General features: G+C 59.6%; 20 protein-coding genes and 2 pseudogenes. 11 read left to right on the forward strand and 11 right to left on the reverse strand.

Annotation, left to right across the window (positions count from 1 at the left end; translation table 11 throughout):
* The 3 genes from KBZ15_RS07810 to KBZ15_RS07820 form a co-directional block, all read right to left on the reverse strand.
* On the reverse strand, positions 1-178 hold a 178-nt coding region (locus tag KBZ15_RS07810; protein WP_255014659.1), incomplete at its 3' end, for an FAD-dependent oxidoreductase.
* A 3-nt stretch (positions 179-181) separates the two neighbouring features.
* Positions 182-634: a hypothetical protein gene (locus tag KBZ15_RS07815; RefSeq protein WP_255014640.1), complete on the reverse strand. Its 453-nt coding sequence runs from the start codon at positions 632-634 to the stop codon at positions 182-184.
* A gap of 48 nt (positions 635-682) precedes the next feature.
* The gene (locus tag KBZ15_RS07820) at positions 683-1,210 is read right to left on the reverse strand and encodes a rhodanese-like domain-containing protein (protein WP_255014641.1); all 528 of its coding nucleotides are present in this window, start codon (positions 1,208-1,210) and stop codon (positions 683-685) included.
* 125 nt (positions 1,211-1,335) lie between these two features.
* Here KBZ15_RS07820 and KBZ15_RS07825 point away from each other — a divergent pair, with 125 nt between their 5' ends.
* Both KBZ15_RS07825 and KBZ15_RS07830 read left to right on the forward strand, forming a co-directional pair.
* Positions 1,336-1,731: a hypothetical protein gene (locus KBZ15_RS07825; protein ID WP_255014642.1), complete on the forward strand. Its 396-nt coding sequence runs from the start codon at positions 1,336-1,338 to the stop codon at positions 1,729-1,731.
* Positions 1,732-2,086: 355 nt separating this feature from the next.
* A complete protein-coding gene (locus KBZ15_RS07830) occupies positions 2,087-2,632 on the forward strand; it encodes a hypothetical protein (RefSeq protein WP_255014643.1) in 546 nt (181 codons plus the stop codon).
* 1,049 nt (positions 2,633-3,681) lie between these two features.
* On the opposite strand, the gene KBZ15_RS07835 is transcribed toward KBZ15_RS07830, so the two are convergent.
* The 4 genes from KBZ15_RS07835 to KBZ15_RS07850 all read right to left on the reverse strand — a co-directional run bounded on the left by KBZ15_RS07835 (position 3,682) and on the right by KBZ15_RS07850 (position 6,063).
* Positions 3,682-4,428 (reverse strand): substrate-binding domain-containing protein, encoded by a 747-nt coding sequence (locus KBZ15_RS07835; RefSeq protein ID WP_255014644.1) that lies wholly within the window; start codon positions 4,426-4,428, stop codon positions 3,682-3,684.
* Between the two features lie 541 nt (positions 4,429-4,969).
* Positions 4,970-5,200 (reverse strand): hypothetical protein, encoded by a 231-nt coding sequence (locus tag KBZ15_RS07840; RefSeq protein ID WP_255014645.1) that lies wholly within the window; start codon positions 5,198-5,200, stop codon positions 4,970-4,972.
* Between the two features lie 214 nt (positions 5,201-5,414).
* Positions 5,415-5,840, reverse strand: coding sequence for a type II toxin-antitoxin system VapC family toxin (locus tag KBZ15_RS07845; protein ID WP_255014646.1), 426 nt, complete (start codon positions 5,838-5,840; stop codon positions 5,415-5,417).
* A complete protein-coding gene (locus KBZ15_RS07850; protein WP_255014647.1) occupies positions 5,827-6,063 on the reverse strand; it encodes a FitA-like ribbon-helix-helix domain-containing protein in 237 nt (78 codons plus the stop codon). The genes KBZ15_RS07845 and KBZ15_RS07850 overlap by 14 nt, the downstream gene beginning before the upstream one ends.
* 280 nt (positions 6,064-6,343) lie before the next feature.
* On the opposite strand from KBZ15_RS07850, the gene KBZ15_RS07855 reads away from it, so the two are divergent.
* From KBZ15_RS07855 to KBZ15_RS07875, 5 genes are all read left to right on the forward strand, one after another.
* Positions 6,344-6,520 (forward strand): hypothetical protein, encoded by a 177-nt coding sequence (locus KBZ15_RS07855; protein ID WP_255014648.1) that lies wholly within the window; start codon positions 6,344-6,346, stop codon positions 6,518-6,520.
* A gap of 339 nt (positions 6,521-6,859) precedes the next feature.
* Positions 6,860-7,093 (forward strand): hypothetical protein, encoded by a 234-nt coding sequence (locus KBZ15_RS07860; RefSeq protein ID WP_255014649.1) that lies wholly within the window; start codon positions 6,860-6,862, stop codon positions 7,091-7,093.
* 80 nt (positions 7,094-7,173) lie between these two features.
* Positions 7,174-7,305, forward strand: coding sequence for a hypothetical protein (locus KBZ15_RS07865; RefSeq protein WP_255014650.1), 132 nt, complete (start codon positions 7,174-7,176; stop codon positions 7,303-7,305).
* Positions 7,305-7,643 (forward strand): type II toxin-antitoxin system PemK/MazF family toxin, encoded by a 339-nt coding sequence (locus tag KBZ15_RS07870; protein WP_255014651.1) that lies wholly within the window; start codon positions 7,305-7,307, stop codon positions 7,641-7,643. Before KBZ15_RS07865 ends, KBZ15_RS07870 begins: the two co-directional genes overlap by 1 nt.
* A 6-nt stretch (positions 7,644-7,649) precedes the next feature.
* Positions 7,650-7,856, forward strand: coding sequence for a hypothetical protein (locus tag KBZ15_RS07875; RefSeq protein ID WP_255014652.1), 207 nt, complete (start codon positions 7,650-7,652; stop codon positions 7,854-7,856).
* Here the strand turns inward: KBZ15_RS07875 and KBZ15_RS07880 are convergent.
* The 3 genes from KBZ15_RS07880 to KBZ15_RS07890 form a co-directional block, all read right to left on the reverse strand.
* Entirely contained in the window at positions 7,824-9,395 is a 1,572-nt protein-coding gene (locus KBZ15_RS07880; protein WP_255014653.1) for an NAD(P)/FAD-dependent oxidoreductase, read from the reverse strand. The two genes, KBZ15_RS07875 and KBZ15_RS07880, sit on opposite strands and share 33 nt — an antisense overlap.
* Positions 9,396-9,431: 36 nt before the next feature.
* Positions 9,432-11,147 carry an FAD-dependent oxidoreductase gene (locus KBZ15_RS07885; RefSeq protein WP_255014654.1) on the reverse strand — a complete coding sequence of 572 codons (1,716 nt, stop codon included), beginning with the start codon at positions 11,145-11,147 and terminating at the stop codon, positions 9,432-9,434.
* A 523-nt stretch (positions 11,148-11,670) separates the two neighbouring features.
* Positions 11,671-11,880 carry a hypothetical protein gene (locus KBZ15_RS07890; RefSeq protein ID WP_255014655.1) on the reverse strand — a complete coding sequence of 70 codons (210 nt, stop codon included), beginning with the start codon at positions 11,878-11,880 and terminating at the stop codon, positions 11,671-11,673.
* Between the two features lie 88 nt (positions 11,881-11,968).
* Here KBZ15_RS07890 and KBZ15_RS07895 point away from each other — a divergent pair, with 88 nt between their 5' ends.
* The 4 genes and pseudogenes from KBZ15_RS07895 to KBZ15_RS07910 all read left to right on the forward strand — a co-directional run bounded on the left by KBZ15_RS07895 (position 11,969) and on the right by KBZ15_RS07910 (position 13,044).
* Positions 11,969-12,250 (forward strand): PQQ-dependent sugar dehydrogenase, encoded by a 282-nt coding sequence (locus tag KBZ15_RS07895; RefSeq protein ID WP_255014656.1) that lies wholly within the window; start codon positions 11,969-11,971, stop codon positions 12,248-12,250.
* Positions 12,247-12,552, forward strand: coding sequence for a CopG family antitoxin (locus KBZ15_RS07900; protein ID WP_255014657.1), 306 nt, complete (start codon positions 12,247-12,249; stop codon positions 12,550-12,552). Before KBZ15_RS07895 ends, KBZ15_RS07900 begins: the two co-directional genes overlap by 4 nt.
* 134 nt (positions 12,553-12,686) lie before the next feature.
* A pseudogene (locus tag KBZ15_RS07905) lies at positions 12,687-12,794 on the forward strand (cupin domain-containing protein); the annotation flags it as partial.
* Positions 12,795-12,819: 25 nt separating this feature from the next.
* Complete coding sequence (locus KBZ15_RS07910) at positions 12,820-13,044, forward strand: hypothetical protein (RefSeq protein WP_255014658.1); 225 nt, start codon at positions 12,820-12,822, stop codon at positions 13,042-13,044.
* A 49-nt stretch (positions 13,045-13,093) separates the two neighbouring features.
* Here the strand turns inward: KBZ15_RS07910 and KBZ15_RS07915 are convergent.
* A pseudogene (locus KBZ15_RS07915) lies at positions 13,094-13,207 on the reverse strand (high light inducible protein); the annotation flags it as partial.

The following is a 13,207-nucleotide window of genomic DNA, read 5'->3' on the forward strand; positions in this document are numbered from 1 at the left end:
TGTAGGCCGAGCCGTACACGAGCAATTTCTTCGGCACACAGCCGCGGATTACGCAGGTGCCGCCCACCCGGTCACCCTCCACGATCGCCACCCGCGCACCGTGGAGCGCGGCGCGTTTGGCTGCAGCCAGGCCGCCGGAGCCGGCGCCGAGCACGATCAGGTCAAAAGGGACTTGCATGGATCAGGCGAGTGCGGAGAGGTGAATGTTCTTTATTACGCTGTCTGGCAGATTGCGGGATATGGGGCAGAGCTTCATCCGCTCCTCCAGAAAGTCGATGGAGTCGCTGCTGGGCTGGGCAGACTCGCCTGCAGCCAACTGCTCGATGCGAATTCGGAAATCGCCCACCACGGAGCTCACAATCCAATCGCTGCTGGTTGTCACCTCAAAGTCTGCATCCACCTGCTGCAGGGGGATCTGCCTTTCATTGGCATTGGCCACCAGGTAGAAGTGCTGACAGAGCAACAGCGAAATCAGATAGAGCCGAAAGCCCGGCATGGTGATGCTGAGTTGCTGGGGCTCCCACAGGCCACTATCGGCGAGGAATTCCACCACCAGGTTGCTGGTTTGGTACTCCGGAGCTCGATGGCTACTGCGAAGCCTGAACTGGAAATTGCGTTCGTTCTGCTCAGCCATGGGGGCAAGGGAAAGGGTTGGTGGATGGGCAGGGCGGCTAGTTCTTTTCTAGGCCCTCACCCGGTTCCATGGCATCACCGCCAGGAGCCTGGCCATGCCGCAGAAGCCGCTTACACCGGCAAATACCAGCCCTGCTCCAACGAACCAGCTGAGCAGGATCCAGGCTGGTGCAAGGGCATGGCTGAGAACTAGCCCAAGCAACACCAGGGACCCGGCGGCGATCTGCACCTGACGCATCAGGGGCAGGGGGGCGTTTTGGAGCTTGCGCACCGGTAGCCCTGCCTGTTGCCAGGCCGGAACGCCGCCTTCCAGGTCGACCACGGGATGGGGATAGCCCTGCTGCAGAAGCTGGGTCAGGGCCTTGGTGCTGCGGTTGCCGCTTTGGCACACCAGCACCAGGGGGCCCTGGGGCAGGTCGGCCTGGGTGATGCGCGAGAGGGGCACGTTCAGGCTGCCGGCGATATGGCCACCGGCGTATTCCATAGGTTCGCGCACGTCGACCACCTTCACCCGCTGCTCAGCTAACTGCTGGGCCAGGTCGTGAACGGTGATGCGCTGGCTGGTTGCTTGGGCCATGGCTTGGTACTGCTCTCACTTATATGACTATAGCCGCATAAAGGGCAGAAATGCCCCAATGGGGTCCTGGCGCGGCCAATTTTTAGCTTGCGATGGTAGGTTGATTGATTCAGTCGGTTTAGAAATTGAAATTCTCGAATCTGGGATTGCTTGCGGTTTCCTTGATCGCCGGCGCCGGAATGAGCGCCCATGCGCAACAAGTCAATCTCATGACTGCATATAACCGTCAGCAGCTTACGCGTGCTGTTTGTATGGATGCTGGCACCACCAGCAAGATCATCATTGCCTCAATGGACCTACTGAAAAGTACGCCATATGTGGAGTGTCCGAGCGGCAATGCAGCCATACGTTTCTCCGAAGACCCTAAGGACCCTGGACACGCGCTGGTAAACATTGATCCCCCAAAAGGAAGTGGCAAAGGCTTGGATTGTGATGCCAAGGCGGACATTGGCCTGAGTTTTGTTGCCTTGAACTGCCTCGAAGCCAGTATGGAAGCCAAGCAGCACAAGAAGAATTACTGAGGATCCTTTCAGGGCGGTAGCCTTGGGACCTTTGAAAATAGGAGTTGGCGAGGCCTGTCTTTCGCGCGAGCAGGTCATCGGTCCCATTTCTGTCCGTCGCTCAAGACGGATCCCATTTGCCAGCCGAGATGGGAATGTTCATGCTTCAGTTGATGGGCATGTAAAGCGAGCTTGGTTGGGCTGGCTGCGTCGCTGTTGAGCAAGATCCACAACGTGTCAGCGGTGCCTGCCTTGCCGCCCGTTGCCGCCGTGGCCGGACATCGGCTTGGGTCCAGCTGCCGCAGGGTGGGCGTTCCGGTTGCCGGTCTGTGGTCTCTGTCGCCCTTGATGCTCCTGGCAAAAGGCAAACAGCAAGATGGGCAGATCGACCTCTCCCAGCAGCTTCGCAACCATCAAGGTGAGTGGGGATATTGACCGTATTGGCCTCGGGAACCGCAATTTCCCATGCCTTTTTTCTGAGTTTCACACCCCATTTCTGGCGCAGAGCCCGGCAACTGATACCCGAGGCTCCCTGGAACCCCACTCGCTTGCGGGCTGTAAAGCCCTTTACATCATGTCGCTGTCAGATGGTATTGGGGTTATGCTGTTTTTCAGTTCAAATCAAGACATGCGGGTCCCAGTTTCGCTTCGCCTAGCGGCTCCAATTGCGGTGATGGATTCCATCGCACTGTTGCCCATCAAGGCCCATGCGAATGCTTTTGTTTTTGCAAACCCTGCAGGATTTGGTTCGCAAGGTGCATCTGCTGAAAGTTACAACTTTCTAGGCACAGGTGACTTGAGTGTCACGGCTCCATTTATAGGCGGTGGCATTATTTCTTGGAAGATTCTGTTAATTTCGGCGAAGCTGGCACTAATAATCCTGCTTGGACTGGTGGCACGGTTCAGCCGATGTTCCGGATGACTTTTGATGGAATCGAGACTGGCGGTACGTAAGAACTTGCTCAGCTCGACTTTACCTTTGCGAACTTACTGAGCTCACAGTCTTACATGGTTTTTTCAGACTTTGACTCTTATGAAGGCCTAGCAATAGCAGCATACGACCAGGCAAATATTTTGATTCCTTTCGCTAACCTGACTCTATCCCGTATTGATGGCTGAGATCCGGATGGCGCGTCCTATACTACACCAACTTGGTCAAATACCAACCCTACGTTAGGTTGGGCTACCGCTGACAACACTGGCTGGGTTGGTGCCAGTTCGATCAGTGGATTTTTGCAGGACACGACTAATTTTAATAAAAGTAGAGATGCTACTGTTGCACTACAAGCTAATACAAGTATTAGCCGAGTTTCCTTCTATTACAACGCAGAATCTATCTCCGGCCTATCAACCGGGGCTACCTTGAGATTCAACTTCGCCGGGCCGAGTTCAGGGCCAGGCCCGTCAGATCAGGTGCCAGGCCCGCTACCCGCTTTAGGAATTTTTGCTGCCTTTGCTTTTAGTCGTAAGCTGCGTCAACGTATCAACAGAGCCTCATCACTTCCCTCTAGCGACTTCTGCTAGGTATTCTTGGAAGGCATGGTGGAGATGTCCACTGTGCCTTTCTTAATGAAATAAGGATTGGCTAGCATAAATATACCTTTAGTATTGTCAGAGGCGGTGGTTCTCCGCCGAGCTGGCAGTTGGCAGCGTTGGTCTTCGGGGCGATCACACTTTGTTTTTATGGTCCAGAGCAGTTTCTCAATATGCGCTAGTGGTGGTTGTATGGTCTGCTTCAGGTGTACACAGCTTGTATAAATCTTGGCGGTGAACTGTTGCTTTTGATGAGTTACCGCGGGCTAGGGGCGATCACGGTGGCGCTGTGGGGTAATGGCGCGATATTTGTGTCACTGGGGAGTGCCTATCTACTGCTTGGCGAAGCGCTCAGCGTGCACACCTTGATGGGGCTTTGTTGATCTTGGCTGCATTGCTGATGACAGGCGTTAAGCCACTGAACAATCCTGAGGTGGCCTAGCGTACATAGCCGGCCCTACCCATCAGCTTTTGCGCCTCATCGGAAACCAGGAATCGAAGGAAGGATGCGGCTTGTGGATCCGCAGAGGCTGACAGAGCCATATTCAGATCTCTCCAGATGCTTCGATCACTCGAGATGGGAATTGCCTGGAGGACATCAGGATTGTCAACAACCCATTCAGGCCAGGTGATCCAGGCGTCGGCATCAAGCTCCTTGAATGCCTTAAAGCTGGCGCCGGAACCCGTTGAAAAAGCCACGATATTGCGGCGAAAGCGCTTGACATCCTCCAGCTTCCCCAGTCGCCCGGTTATGTCTTCCCAAATACCCGTGCCAGAGGTATTGGCAATGCCAGATCCTTCGGTGACGACGATGCGGATGCCTGGCTGGAGCAAATCCTCGAACCTTTGAATTCGGCGTGGGTTTCCAGTCTTGACGGCGATGATGGCAGGACGTAGATAGATTGGCACAACAGCTTCCGATGGGAAGTTGGGAAATGACTGCAGAAAAGCAGTCATTGATTGCTCTGATGTTCCCCAGATGATGTCCGCGTCGTCCTGTGCTTGTCGGCTCCAGGATGGTTCTGGCGCGCAGGTAATCCTGACAATCAGATCGTTGCTCCGTTCCCATGCATCTGCCACTTTGCGCAAGGCATTTTGCGGGCCGCAGGCACCATAAAGTCTGATCACACCATCTCGAGCCTGGTGGCGGTTTGCTGCTGCGGGAGATGGCTGGCTCTCAGCCATAGATACAGCAGGGTACAGGGTGGTGCTAAGTGCCAGAAGGATGTACAGGATTCGATGCATAGCAACCCCAGTGTTTGAATTAGCGCTGATGTTTCGATTTTATGAGCAACTTCAATGAAGATTTGCCGGCGTCAGCAATGCTTCTCATTGAAGCCAGCCCATTTCGGCGAGCTGTCAAATGATAAGTATTTTACATGTGTCCGTCATTTAAAATTAAATTAGACTTTTGCGCGTCGCCCACCAATATGTATTACTGCCTGAAGCACAATCTTGTTGTTTCTCCTGGCTTGAATCATAGAGTCGCCGATTTCAAGAGTTTTAAAACCTGCCGAAAACTATCGCGACAGGTCGGCCGTTGGATTGCGGTTGTTGCCTTGTTGACGCTCTACTTGTTATTTTGTAAAGGCATCGCTGCGAGGTAGGAGTATCAGCGCATGGTCGCAATCCATCCAGCCGGCTGCCAGTTTTAATGTTCTAGCAGCGGCTATATTTAACAAGGTTTGGCGCCCTAGACCATCCGCGGATAGTGGAGGGAATTTTTTTACCGAGCAGGTCTGTTGGGCAGCCCGCCATTGCAGAAGTTGGCTGCAATGGCCGTGAGGTCACCGCCCTTGATGCTGGGACTGCTGCGCTCCAGCCATGCCAGCCCAGCGTCGTAGCACTTGTTCCACCGTGCGGCTTGCCCAGCGACGGGGGCAAGCGACATGGCAATCGAGATTGCGCTTGCCGTGGCGGCCAAGGCCAGTACTGGGAACAGGTGGGCGTTGATCATTTCGCGAACGCTGAGCTTCCGTTCGTCGTGATCTGGCATGAGAGGCATTGAGCTGGAGGCGTATTCATTGTGGATGCCCCTTGCTGGATCGCCTGGCTCCCCGGGTTCAAGACAGTTGTTAGCCCCGCTTATCAGCACAACCGTGGGGTTATCGGTTGGGGTTGCCGCGGATGGAGGGGTGAGGGTCGGGGAACCATCAAGCTGAGGTTGTGCATCACGGCGGGGGCTGAAACGGATTCAGCAGCCGCACTCCGCAGCCAGCGAGGTCATCAATGTTGCGCGTAACCACTGTGAGGTCGTGCAGCAGGGCGATGGCGGCGATCTGCTTATCGATGGCGTTGTGAGGATTGGGCACCCGCAGTCGCCCCCAAATCTGGGCTGCATCGCCATCAAGGTCCAGCACCCGATCGCCGTAGGTCTGCAACACCTCAGCCAGCCACTGCTCCAGCAGCTTGGCTTGCGGTTGATCCCCCCTGTGGCGAATCAACTCCACCCCTCGCCGCAACTCACCGATGCTGACCGCCGCCAGAAAAAGCGGGGTGTTGTCGCGGGCAGCAGTTGCCCAGAAGTCCTGCACACCCGCATCAGCGCGGCGGCCCTTACGGGCCTCGCTGATCACGTTGGTGTCAATCAAAAACATCACGGGCCACTGCTTGATCGTTCGGGCGCTGGAAATCGGCGTCCACACCGACATCCGGCATGGCCGCCAGTAATTCCGCCAGGTTGCGCCGCGGTGGGCTCAGCAGCGCAGCGGACAGGATCGCCCGCAGTTCCGCTTCCTGGCTGCGGCCATGGGCACCAGCGCGCTTTTTGAGCGCCTGGACCAGGGCGGCATCGACGCCGCGCACTAACAGATCTGGCATGGCTACATCACAGCGTCGATAGCAATGCTATCAACATTGGCGCCTCTGGTTCGTGATGGCCAGCAGCCGAATGGGCAGTTACGCAAGGAGACCTTGCTCCGGGCCTTTCCCGTTTGCGGCCCGTCCTGTGTCCACGACACCGCGGTTAGTGGGCCAGCAGGGTCAAGGCCAAGGCGAGCGCCCGGTGGGAATTACTGAGTGCACCTTTCGGTGCCACCTGGACGGCCTTGACCCTGCGGCTTAGTGGGCGCGAGTGGGGGCTTTTTTTCTCCTTCCTGCGATGCAAGCCACCTCCACCCTGCTCCGCTCCAGCATCACCAAGCAGCCCAAGGCCGTTCCGGCAACCACAGCAGCTCGGCAGCTGGTGCTCTTCTCTTTGCCCGAGCCAATCGGCAGCTGCTGGGATCTGATCTGCCCAGAGGAAGCCTGGGAGCAGCCCTTGCGTCCGGTTGTCTGAGGCCGAGCGCGGCTCGGGCTCCGCGGCTCCGGCCGGGGTGTCCAGCACCGGGTTGCAGCAGAGCCCTGGCGGCGGCATGACCCTCGTCGCTGGCGCCGCCGCCGACGATGTTCATGAACGGCAACCAGATGAGGAGTTCGCCCCTAGCGAAGGTCTTGATCACCGCCAGGTGCTCCAGGCGGCTCTCGGGCTCTTTCACACAACCAGTGGCTGCCTCGATCAAGGTGAGGCCCATCGGTGCTGCACTTCCGCGGATCGGCCCCAGATCACGTCACGGGCCCATACCACGATGGATGCAGGCCTACGCAGCGGTCTCCACCGGCTCCTGAATGGGCTCCGATGGCCTCTCTGCCCCGCAAATCCCGCCTCCAGCAGTGCTGCTGGCAGCTGCTGGAGGATCTGGCCTTCTGCAGTGGGCGCTGGCCCCGGCTCTCGGCTCTGGCGGCCCAGGTGCTGTTTGAGCAGCAGCTCGCGGTGCCGGCGATGCCTATCTATCCAGAGCTGGATGGGCTGTTGCCCTGCTGCCTCGTGGGCTCGCTTGGACAAGGGAATCGGGATAGCGTGGATGAATGAGCATTCCCCCAACGGCTGAGAACCTACTGGCGCTAATCCGCAGCCTCCCGGTGACTGATCGTCACTGGTTGCTTGTCCAAATGGAGCAGGACGCTGAACTGACCTCTGCGGATCTGGCGCAGCTGGCTATAGAAGCCGGTGCTTTTGCTGATCTGGAAGACGAACCTGATCTCTACAGCCTCTCGGACGGCGAGCCGGTTCTGGTTGGCTGATGCTCAGCAGAGGCGAAATTGTGCTGGTGCCCTTCCCGTTCACCGACGGGACCAGCAGCAAGCTGAGGCCTGCGTTGGTGGTGGCGCTGAGTCATCGCCATCTGGATGTTGTTGTCGCCTTCATCAGCTCCAGGCTGCACGGTCCACCCCAGGATGATGAGCTCGACATCCTCACCAGTCAGCCTGACTTCGCGATAAGCGGCCTCAAGGTGTCATCCAGGCTGCGGCTGACGCGAATGACAACCTTGGCCATGCCCCTAGTGCTGCGGCGCATCGGCGCCCTGCCGCAGAGCCTGCAGCCTGACTACCAACGCAGAGTCCAGCTGATGTTCGGCTGAGCGGAGGTGTCGATCGCCATCACGGTCGGCGACTCTGTGATGGCTTCTCCCTCTCCCCGCTGCGAGATCCGCCAGCTGGTGGTGCACGTCTATCCCGGTGGGATCAAGGCCCACGATGCCGAGCGCCTCACGGTCTTCTATGGCCGCTGGGAGAAGCCCTTGCGCCCGGCCAGGGCCGACTTAGGCCTCCAGGATGCCCACCTCCTGGAGTAGCCGCCGCTGGCGACGGGCGTCCACGAAGTGGTGGGCCGCCATGGCGCCGCTCACGGCCACCGGCGGCACGCCGATGCCGGGGAACACTCCGGCGCCGCAGAGCACCAGCCCCTGCACAGGAGTGCCGCCGGCGGGAAACGGCCCCCGATCGGCGGGCCAGGCCGGGCCGTAACTGCCCTGGTGCAGCCGCAGGAAGTGGCGGTGGGTGAGGGGGGTGCCCTGCAGCTCGATCACCACCCGCTCGCGCCAATCGGGCAGAACGCCATCGAACACCTGGTGGAACACCGCGCAGCGCTCCTGCTTGAGGCGTTCGTAATCGGCACTGCCCCGCTCCAATTCCCCCCAGAGCTCCCAGGGTTCGTTGGCGGGGGTGTAGCCATGCAGCACCTGATGCCCCGGGGGCGCCAGGGAGGGATCCAGCAGCGACGGCATCGACAGCACCACCATGTTGCGCTCGGCGCCGATGCCCCGCTGCCAGTCGCCCACCCAGACGTGATGGATCGGCAGCTCAGCCAGGTCGTCGCCGCGCAGGCCCAGGTGCCAGTGCAGGAAGCTCGCACAGGCCGGGGTGGCCTGCCGCTGCCGCCTCCAGCGCTCGGAAACGGAGCCCTCTGGGAGCAGGGCCGGCAGATCCCAGGGGCTGAGGTTGGCGATCACGCCCAACCGGGCAGCGATGCGTTCGCCCCCTGTGAGCCGTACCCCGCAGGCCCTGCCACCTTCCACCAGGATCTCCGCCACCGGGGAGCGGCACTGAAGCCGGCCGCCGTGGCGCACCAGGCCCCGCACCAGGGCCTCCACCACCGCGGGGCTGCCACCGATCGGGTAGTCCAGAGCGGCATCGGGTTCGAACCACTCGCCAAACATGGTGGCCATCGCCGCGGCGCTGGTCTGCTCCATCCCCAGCCCGGAGATCAGGAAGCAGAGCAGCTCCACCCAGTGGAGCAGGAAGGGATCGCGCAGGTGGCGACGGGCGAGCGGTCCGAAGGCACCGCCTAGCTGGGCCAGCCTGCCCGCCTGGGCGAGCAGCCCCAGGCCCTGGCCGCCGAGGACGGCCGCCGTACCCAGGCCCGGCCGCAGGGCCAGCAGCGGCAGGGAGCGGGCGGTGGCGCAGAAGGGCTGCAGGACCTGCATGAAGCGGGCCCATTCGTCAGCGGCGGCAGCTCCGCGCAGGTCGCGCACCACGGCCAGGAAGGGCTCCAGGCCCACACCCACCCGCAGCTGGCCCTCGGGCAGTAGTAGGCCCCACTCGTGGTAGCGGTGCACCCGCACCTCCTCCCCGATCGCCCGCAGCACCTGTGCCAGCGGATTGCTGCTGGGCCAGCTCCCCAGCCCGCTCCAGAGGGAGGGCCCGGATTCGAATGCAAAGCCTTGGCGCTGGAAACCATGGGCCGCGCCGCCGGGCTGGTCGTGGGCTTCAAGCACCAGCACCTCGAGGCCATGGCGGGCTGCCATGGCGGCGGCGCAGAGCCCCCCCAGTCCGCTGCCCACCACCAGCAGATCCGGCCCCGGGGCAAGCGAGATGCCGTTCAGATCTGGCACAACTGCCCCGGGCGTGCGCAGAGGCGGTAAGCGGCCTTAGTCAGGGGGGCCAGCAGGGTTCCGTCGCCGAGGATCGCCGTGGGGTGATGTTATTGAGAACTGCCTTGCTGATGCGGCGATGTTGAACCACGGCAGTTTCAGGCCAAGGGCTTCGATTGGATCCATTACGAGCTTGTTGAGAGCACGGCCTAGAACGACTTGTGGCTCGTCTGCCCGAATAGGGAGAACGGGATGGGAGTGACCGGCACCGTTGACAATCTTGCGTCTGATCAGGGAGTTCCCTGCCTCCAGCCCGCACACATAGGCTCGTTCCTGGCACAGACCCTTTGCTCCATGTTCTTTGTCGCCCATCCGCACCCAGTCGCCAGCGCAGACGATCGAGCGCACTGAGGTTTCCAATGGTGGCCGTTTTCTGAAACTGCCCGGAGAAAAGAGCGAAACCGAGCTTGGATAGCGCCGTACCTCGGAATCAACCACCCTGGCATTGGTGAATTCTGGATGGGCGATGGGAAGCAGCTCGCGCGCAAGCAGATCGATGATTTCTTGATCACTCATCGCTGCGATAGCCGATGCGTTGTAAAAGTCGCTGGCTACCACCGAGCCCTGGGGCTGCTCATCACCCCAGAGAGCCTGTTGAGCATCCTTGTGCAGCTGATCCAGCATGAAAAAAGTGCCCCCAGAGCCCTTCAGTGATTCGAAGCGGGAAAACACGTTGGCTGGGTATGCGATTGGAACATACCGATCCAGCCACAGACGTGCTGACACGACATCGATGGAACCAAGCGAAGCAGCCCTAACAAGCTCTGGTACTGCATTGCTGAGTTCTGGAGATTGAGCCATCAGAGACTTGAGCCCTTTTGCGCCAACGGCCATGACCACAGCATCCACATCGTCAATCACCTGAACTGATTTGGTTGCCACGTTCATAAGCTCAACCGAGCAGACGCGCCGCGAGTCAGGCGACACATTCACCCGTCTCACCAACGTTCCCCCAAGGACCTGCAGATGATGGCGGGAAATCAGCCTTCGACTCAGGGGCGCAAACAGATGTTCAGCGATGCTTTTCGACTTGATCCAACGGACATCAAATGAGTCTTGGTGGGCCAGCGCGTAGTAATAGAGGAGCTCCATGGTGACTGCGGCCGAAAGCTCTTCGGGAGGCTTGAACAAGCCAACCAGCAAGGTGGGGCGCAAGAACTCATTGATGAGTCGATCGCTGATGCCGAGCGTGACAAAGAGTGATTGCGCATCGAGATCGTCGTACTGCTGGAAAATCTTATCGCTGCGATATAGGTCAAGCATCGTATAGAGAAGCCCTGCGATGCTGAGCCGATCTTGAATGGGTAGTCGAGTGAAGTTGGTCATTGTTGCCACCATCTGGCCAAGGGGACTTGGCCATTGGGGTGCGTCTCCAAAGACAGGCGCTGTTGCTTCTAACCCATCGGGCGACCAGAAGGCACTGGTTGTGAAGTCAGTGAAGATATCGCCAGCGCCGAGTTCATCGGTTAGGGCATTGATGTTGGGATAGTCTTTCCAAAAACCTCTGGTGCCTGCCTCGAAAGGTTTGCCACTTTTGGTCGTGATTGCTTGACTGCCCGTTGGATCGGGCATCCCATCAATCAAGCTGACACGAATACCGGCTTCACAGAGTGCCTTGGCTGCGCCCCAACCAGCCCAGCCAGCTCCGACGACAACTACATGGGATGGCCTTCCGCCGGGCATGGTCTCGTTTGGCATGGTCTCGTCTGGCATGGCTGCTACGAAGGTCGGCTCATCTCCGCAAGTTACTCAATGAGTGATGGAGCTCGCCGTTCCGCCGTACCGCTTCTGATCTAGAGCGTTGGGTGAGGCGCGACGGATGCCGTGATGTAACGAGAGCGCTTAAGAAAGCACTCGAGCACGTGGCTGGCCACCACAGCAGAGGTGGTACCACCAGGGGTGGCGTTTTCGCCCAGCAGCAGCCGGGCATCTGCAAACGGCTGCTATGGGGTGGGGCCCCAATGCACTGCGTTGCGCTGGTGCTTGCCACTGGTAAATTTGCGGGGGCTGATCTTTGCCAGCGCTCAACCACGCAGCAGGCCCGCCTGCGCTGGAGCGGGGATTGGCATAAACGGTCTCGCTCTCTTGGCGCAGCAGTGCCGTGTCGTAAGCGATCACGTCGGCTTTCTGCAGTGGGGCATCGCCGCCGGCTGCAACCGAACCCGCTATCGGCCCGGAGGAGGAGAGCTTCTCGATTGCCTGCTCCTGCTCAGGCCCGCCACCCAGCAACTGCTGATCACCCCAGCTGGGTGGTGGCGCTCCAGATCCGCCAATGGCCGGAGGCCAGCATTCCGGCCAAGGTGCGCAGGGCATCGCGGAAGAAGCCCGATGGCGGGGAGTGCTCACGGCGGCCCGCCAGCAAGTGCCAGCAGTTCTGCACCAGCTGTAGGCGGGGTAGCAGTGACGCCAAGGCCGGGTGGAGCGAGATCGGCAATTCAGGCTCCATCCACCAGGGCGCTCGGCTGCTAGCTCTTGCCGCAGCAGCTCAGTGCTTCTTGATGACAAACGGCAGACAGAGAACCTAAACTGCGCTTATGAAGCCCTTTCGCTGGAGCAGTGATAAAAACCAGCAGCTCGGTGCCCAACGGTCCATCCATTTCGAGGCTGTTGTTGTGGCCATCGAAATTGGAGGCTTGCTCGATGTGTTGGCCCACCCCAATCCAGAGCAATATCCGGGCCAGTGCATCCTTGTTGTTGAGGTGAATCAATACGTCTACCTCGTTCCATACGTGGAAGACGACGACTACCTCTTTCTTAAAACGATTATTCCCAGCCGAAAAGCCACACGCGACTACCTCCGTCAAGACATGCCATGACGATGCAAAGCCACCTTCCCTCTAACAACGACTTACTCGATAAAGACGAGCGTGAGCTCCTAGAAGCTGTGGAGTCGGGCGCGCTGAGTTCAATTGCTACTCCTGATCTGCTCAATCAGCTCAGAGAGTCAGCCCAGGTCACCGGCCAGAAGGACCAACGAATTAACATCCGGCTTTCCGGTTCTGACCTAGAGGCCCTGCGCGTCAGGGCACTGAGGCTGGGTATGCCTTACCAAACTCTTATCAGCACCGTCTTACATCGCTATATCAGCGGCGAGCTCAGCGATGAGCAGCTGGTCTGATCCGTCTCTTGGGTTTCCATCACCATCGCAACAACCCTCACCGAACAGGCTGCTGCAATCTCCGCCCAACGCTCCGGGGTAAGCCCCAGAGTCAGCATCCGCACGGTCTATGGGGACCTGAGTCAGAGCAGGCAAGGTGCTGGCCCATCTGGGGCTGTGAGATCAGTACCTTCCACTGGGCCTACGACGAACAGGAAACCTGCCTGCTGCTGGAGGGCGATGTCAGCGTCACCCCCGATGGTTGAGAGGACGGGCAAAGTGGAGCTGATGCAATTCCCCCTCCGGCCCAGCCCCCGCGAGAGCACCGAGGCGATGGTGCGCAACATTGCTCGTGAGCTGGCCGAGATCGAGCAGGCCATCAGCCGTTGCAGGGGCGATCGGGTCTCTGAGCCCAGATTGACGGGCACCTGGCTGGCCCACCTTCTGATCAGCAGCAAGGAGCTACTCCAGAACCTGCTGATCGTGTCGGCCCGCAGGCCGCCCTCCAGCTAATAGCCCCCGGCTTAGCCGGGGGCAGTGGGTGCGAGAACCGCGCAGGGGCTCAGAAACAGAAGGGCAGGAACTGGGTGCGGCAGGCGGCGTAGCCATCCACCAAGGCGCCGAGGCCGATCTGGTGGGCGATGCCAAAGCGGGTGAGGCCTTCCACCACGATGCC

This window comes from Cyanobium sp. BA20m-p-22 (assembly GCF_024346275.1).
Classification (GTDB): domain Bacteria; phylum Cyanobacteriota; class Cyanobacteriia; order PCC-6307; family Cyanobiaceae; genus Cyanobium_A.

Coding starts and splice junctions, on each gene's coding strand:
- KBZ15_RS07885 (WP_255014654.1), bottom strand. CDS start 11,147: ATGCCAGACGAGACCATGCCAAACGAGACCATGCCCGGCGGAAGGCCA.
- KBZ15_RS07855 (WP_255014648.1), top strand. CDS start 6,344: ATGCAAGCCACCTCCACCCTGCTCCGCTCCAGCATCACCAAGCAGCCC.
- KBZ15_RS07820 (WP_255014641.1), bottom strand. CDS start 1,210: ATGGCCCAAGCAACCAGCCAGCGCATCACCGTTCACGACCTGGCCCAG.
- KBZ15_RS07860 (WP_255014649.1), top strand. CDS start 6,860: ATGGCCTCTCTGCCCCGCAAATCCCGCCTCCAGCAGTGCTGCTGGCAG.
- KBZ15_RS07850 (WP_255014647.1), bottom strand. CDS start 6,063: ATGCCAGATCTGTTAGTGCGCGGCGTCGATGCCGCCCTGGTCCAGGCG.
- KBZ15_RS07910 (WP_255014658.1), top strand. CDS start 12,820: ATGCAATTCCCCCTCCGGCCCAGCCCCCGCGAGAGCACCGAGGCGATG.
- KBZ15_RS07900 (WP_255014657.1), top strand. CDS start 12,247: ATGACGATGCAAAGCCACCTTCCCTCTAACAACGACTTACTCGATAAA.
- KBZ15_RS07865 (WP_255014650.1), top strand. CDS start 7,174: ATGGAGCAGGACGCTGAACTGACCTCTGCGGATCTGGCGCAGCTGGCT.
- KBZ15_RS07840 (WP_255014645.1), bottom strand. CDS start 5,200: ATGATCAACGCCCACCTGTTCCCAGTACTGGCCTTGGCCGCCACGGCA.
- KBZ15_RS07895 (WP_255014656.1), top strand. CDS start 11,969: ATGAAGCCCTTTCGCTGGAGCAGTGATAAAAACCAGCAGCTCGGTGCC.
- KBZ15_RS07815 (WP_255014640.1), bottom strand. CDS start 634: ATGGCTGAGCAGAACGAACGCAATTTCCAGTTCAGGCTTCGCAGTAGC.
- KBZ15_RS07835 (WP_255014644.1), bottom strand. CDS start 4,428: ATGGCTGAGAGCCAGCCATCTCCCGCAGCAGCAAACCGCCACCAGGCT.
- KBZ15_RS07845 (WP_255014646.1), bottom strand. CDS start 5,840: ATGTTTTTGATTGACACCAACGTGATCAGCGAGGCCCGTAAGGGCCGC.
- KBZ15_RS07870 (WP_255014651.1), top strand. CDS start 7,305: ATGCTCAGCAGAGGCGAAATTGTGCTGGTGCCCTTCCCGTTCACCGAC.
- KBZ15_RS07830 (WP_255014643.1), top strand. CDS start 2,087: ATGGGCAGATCGACCTCTCCCAGCAGCTTCGCAACCATCAAGGTGAGT.
- KBZ15_RS07890 (WP_255014655.1), bottom strand. CDS start 11,880: ATGGAGCCTGAATTGCCGATCTCGCTCCACCCGGCCTTGGCGTCACTG.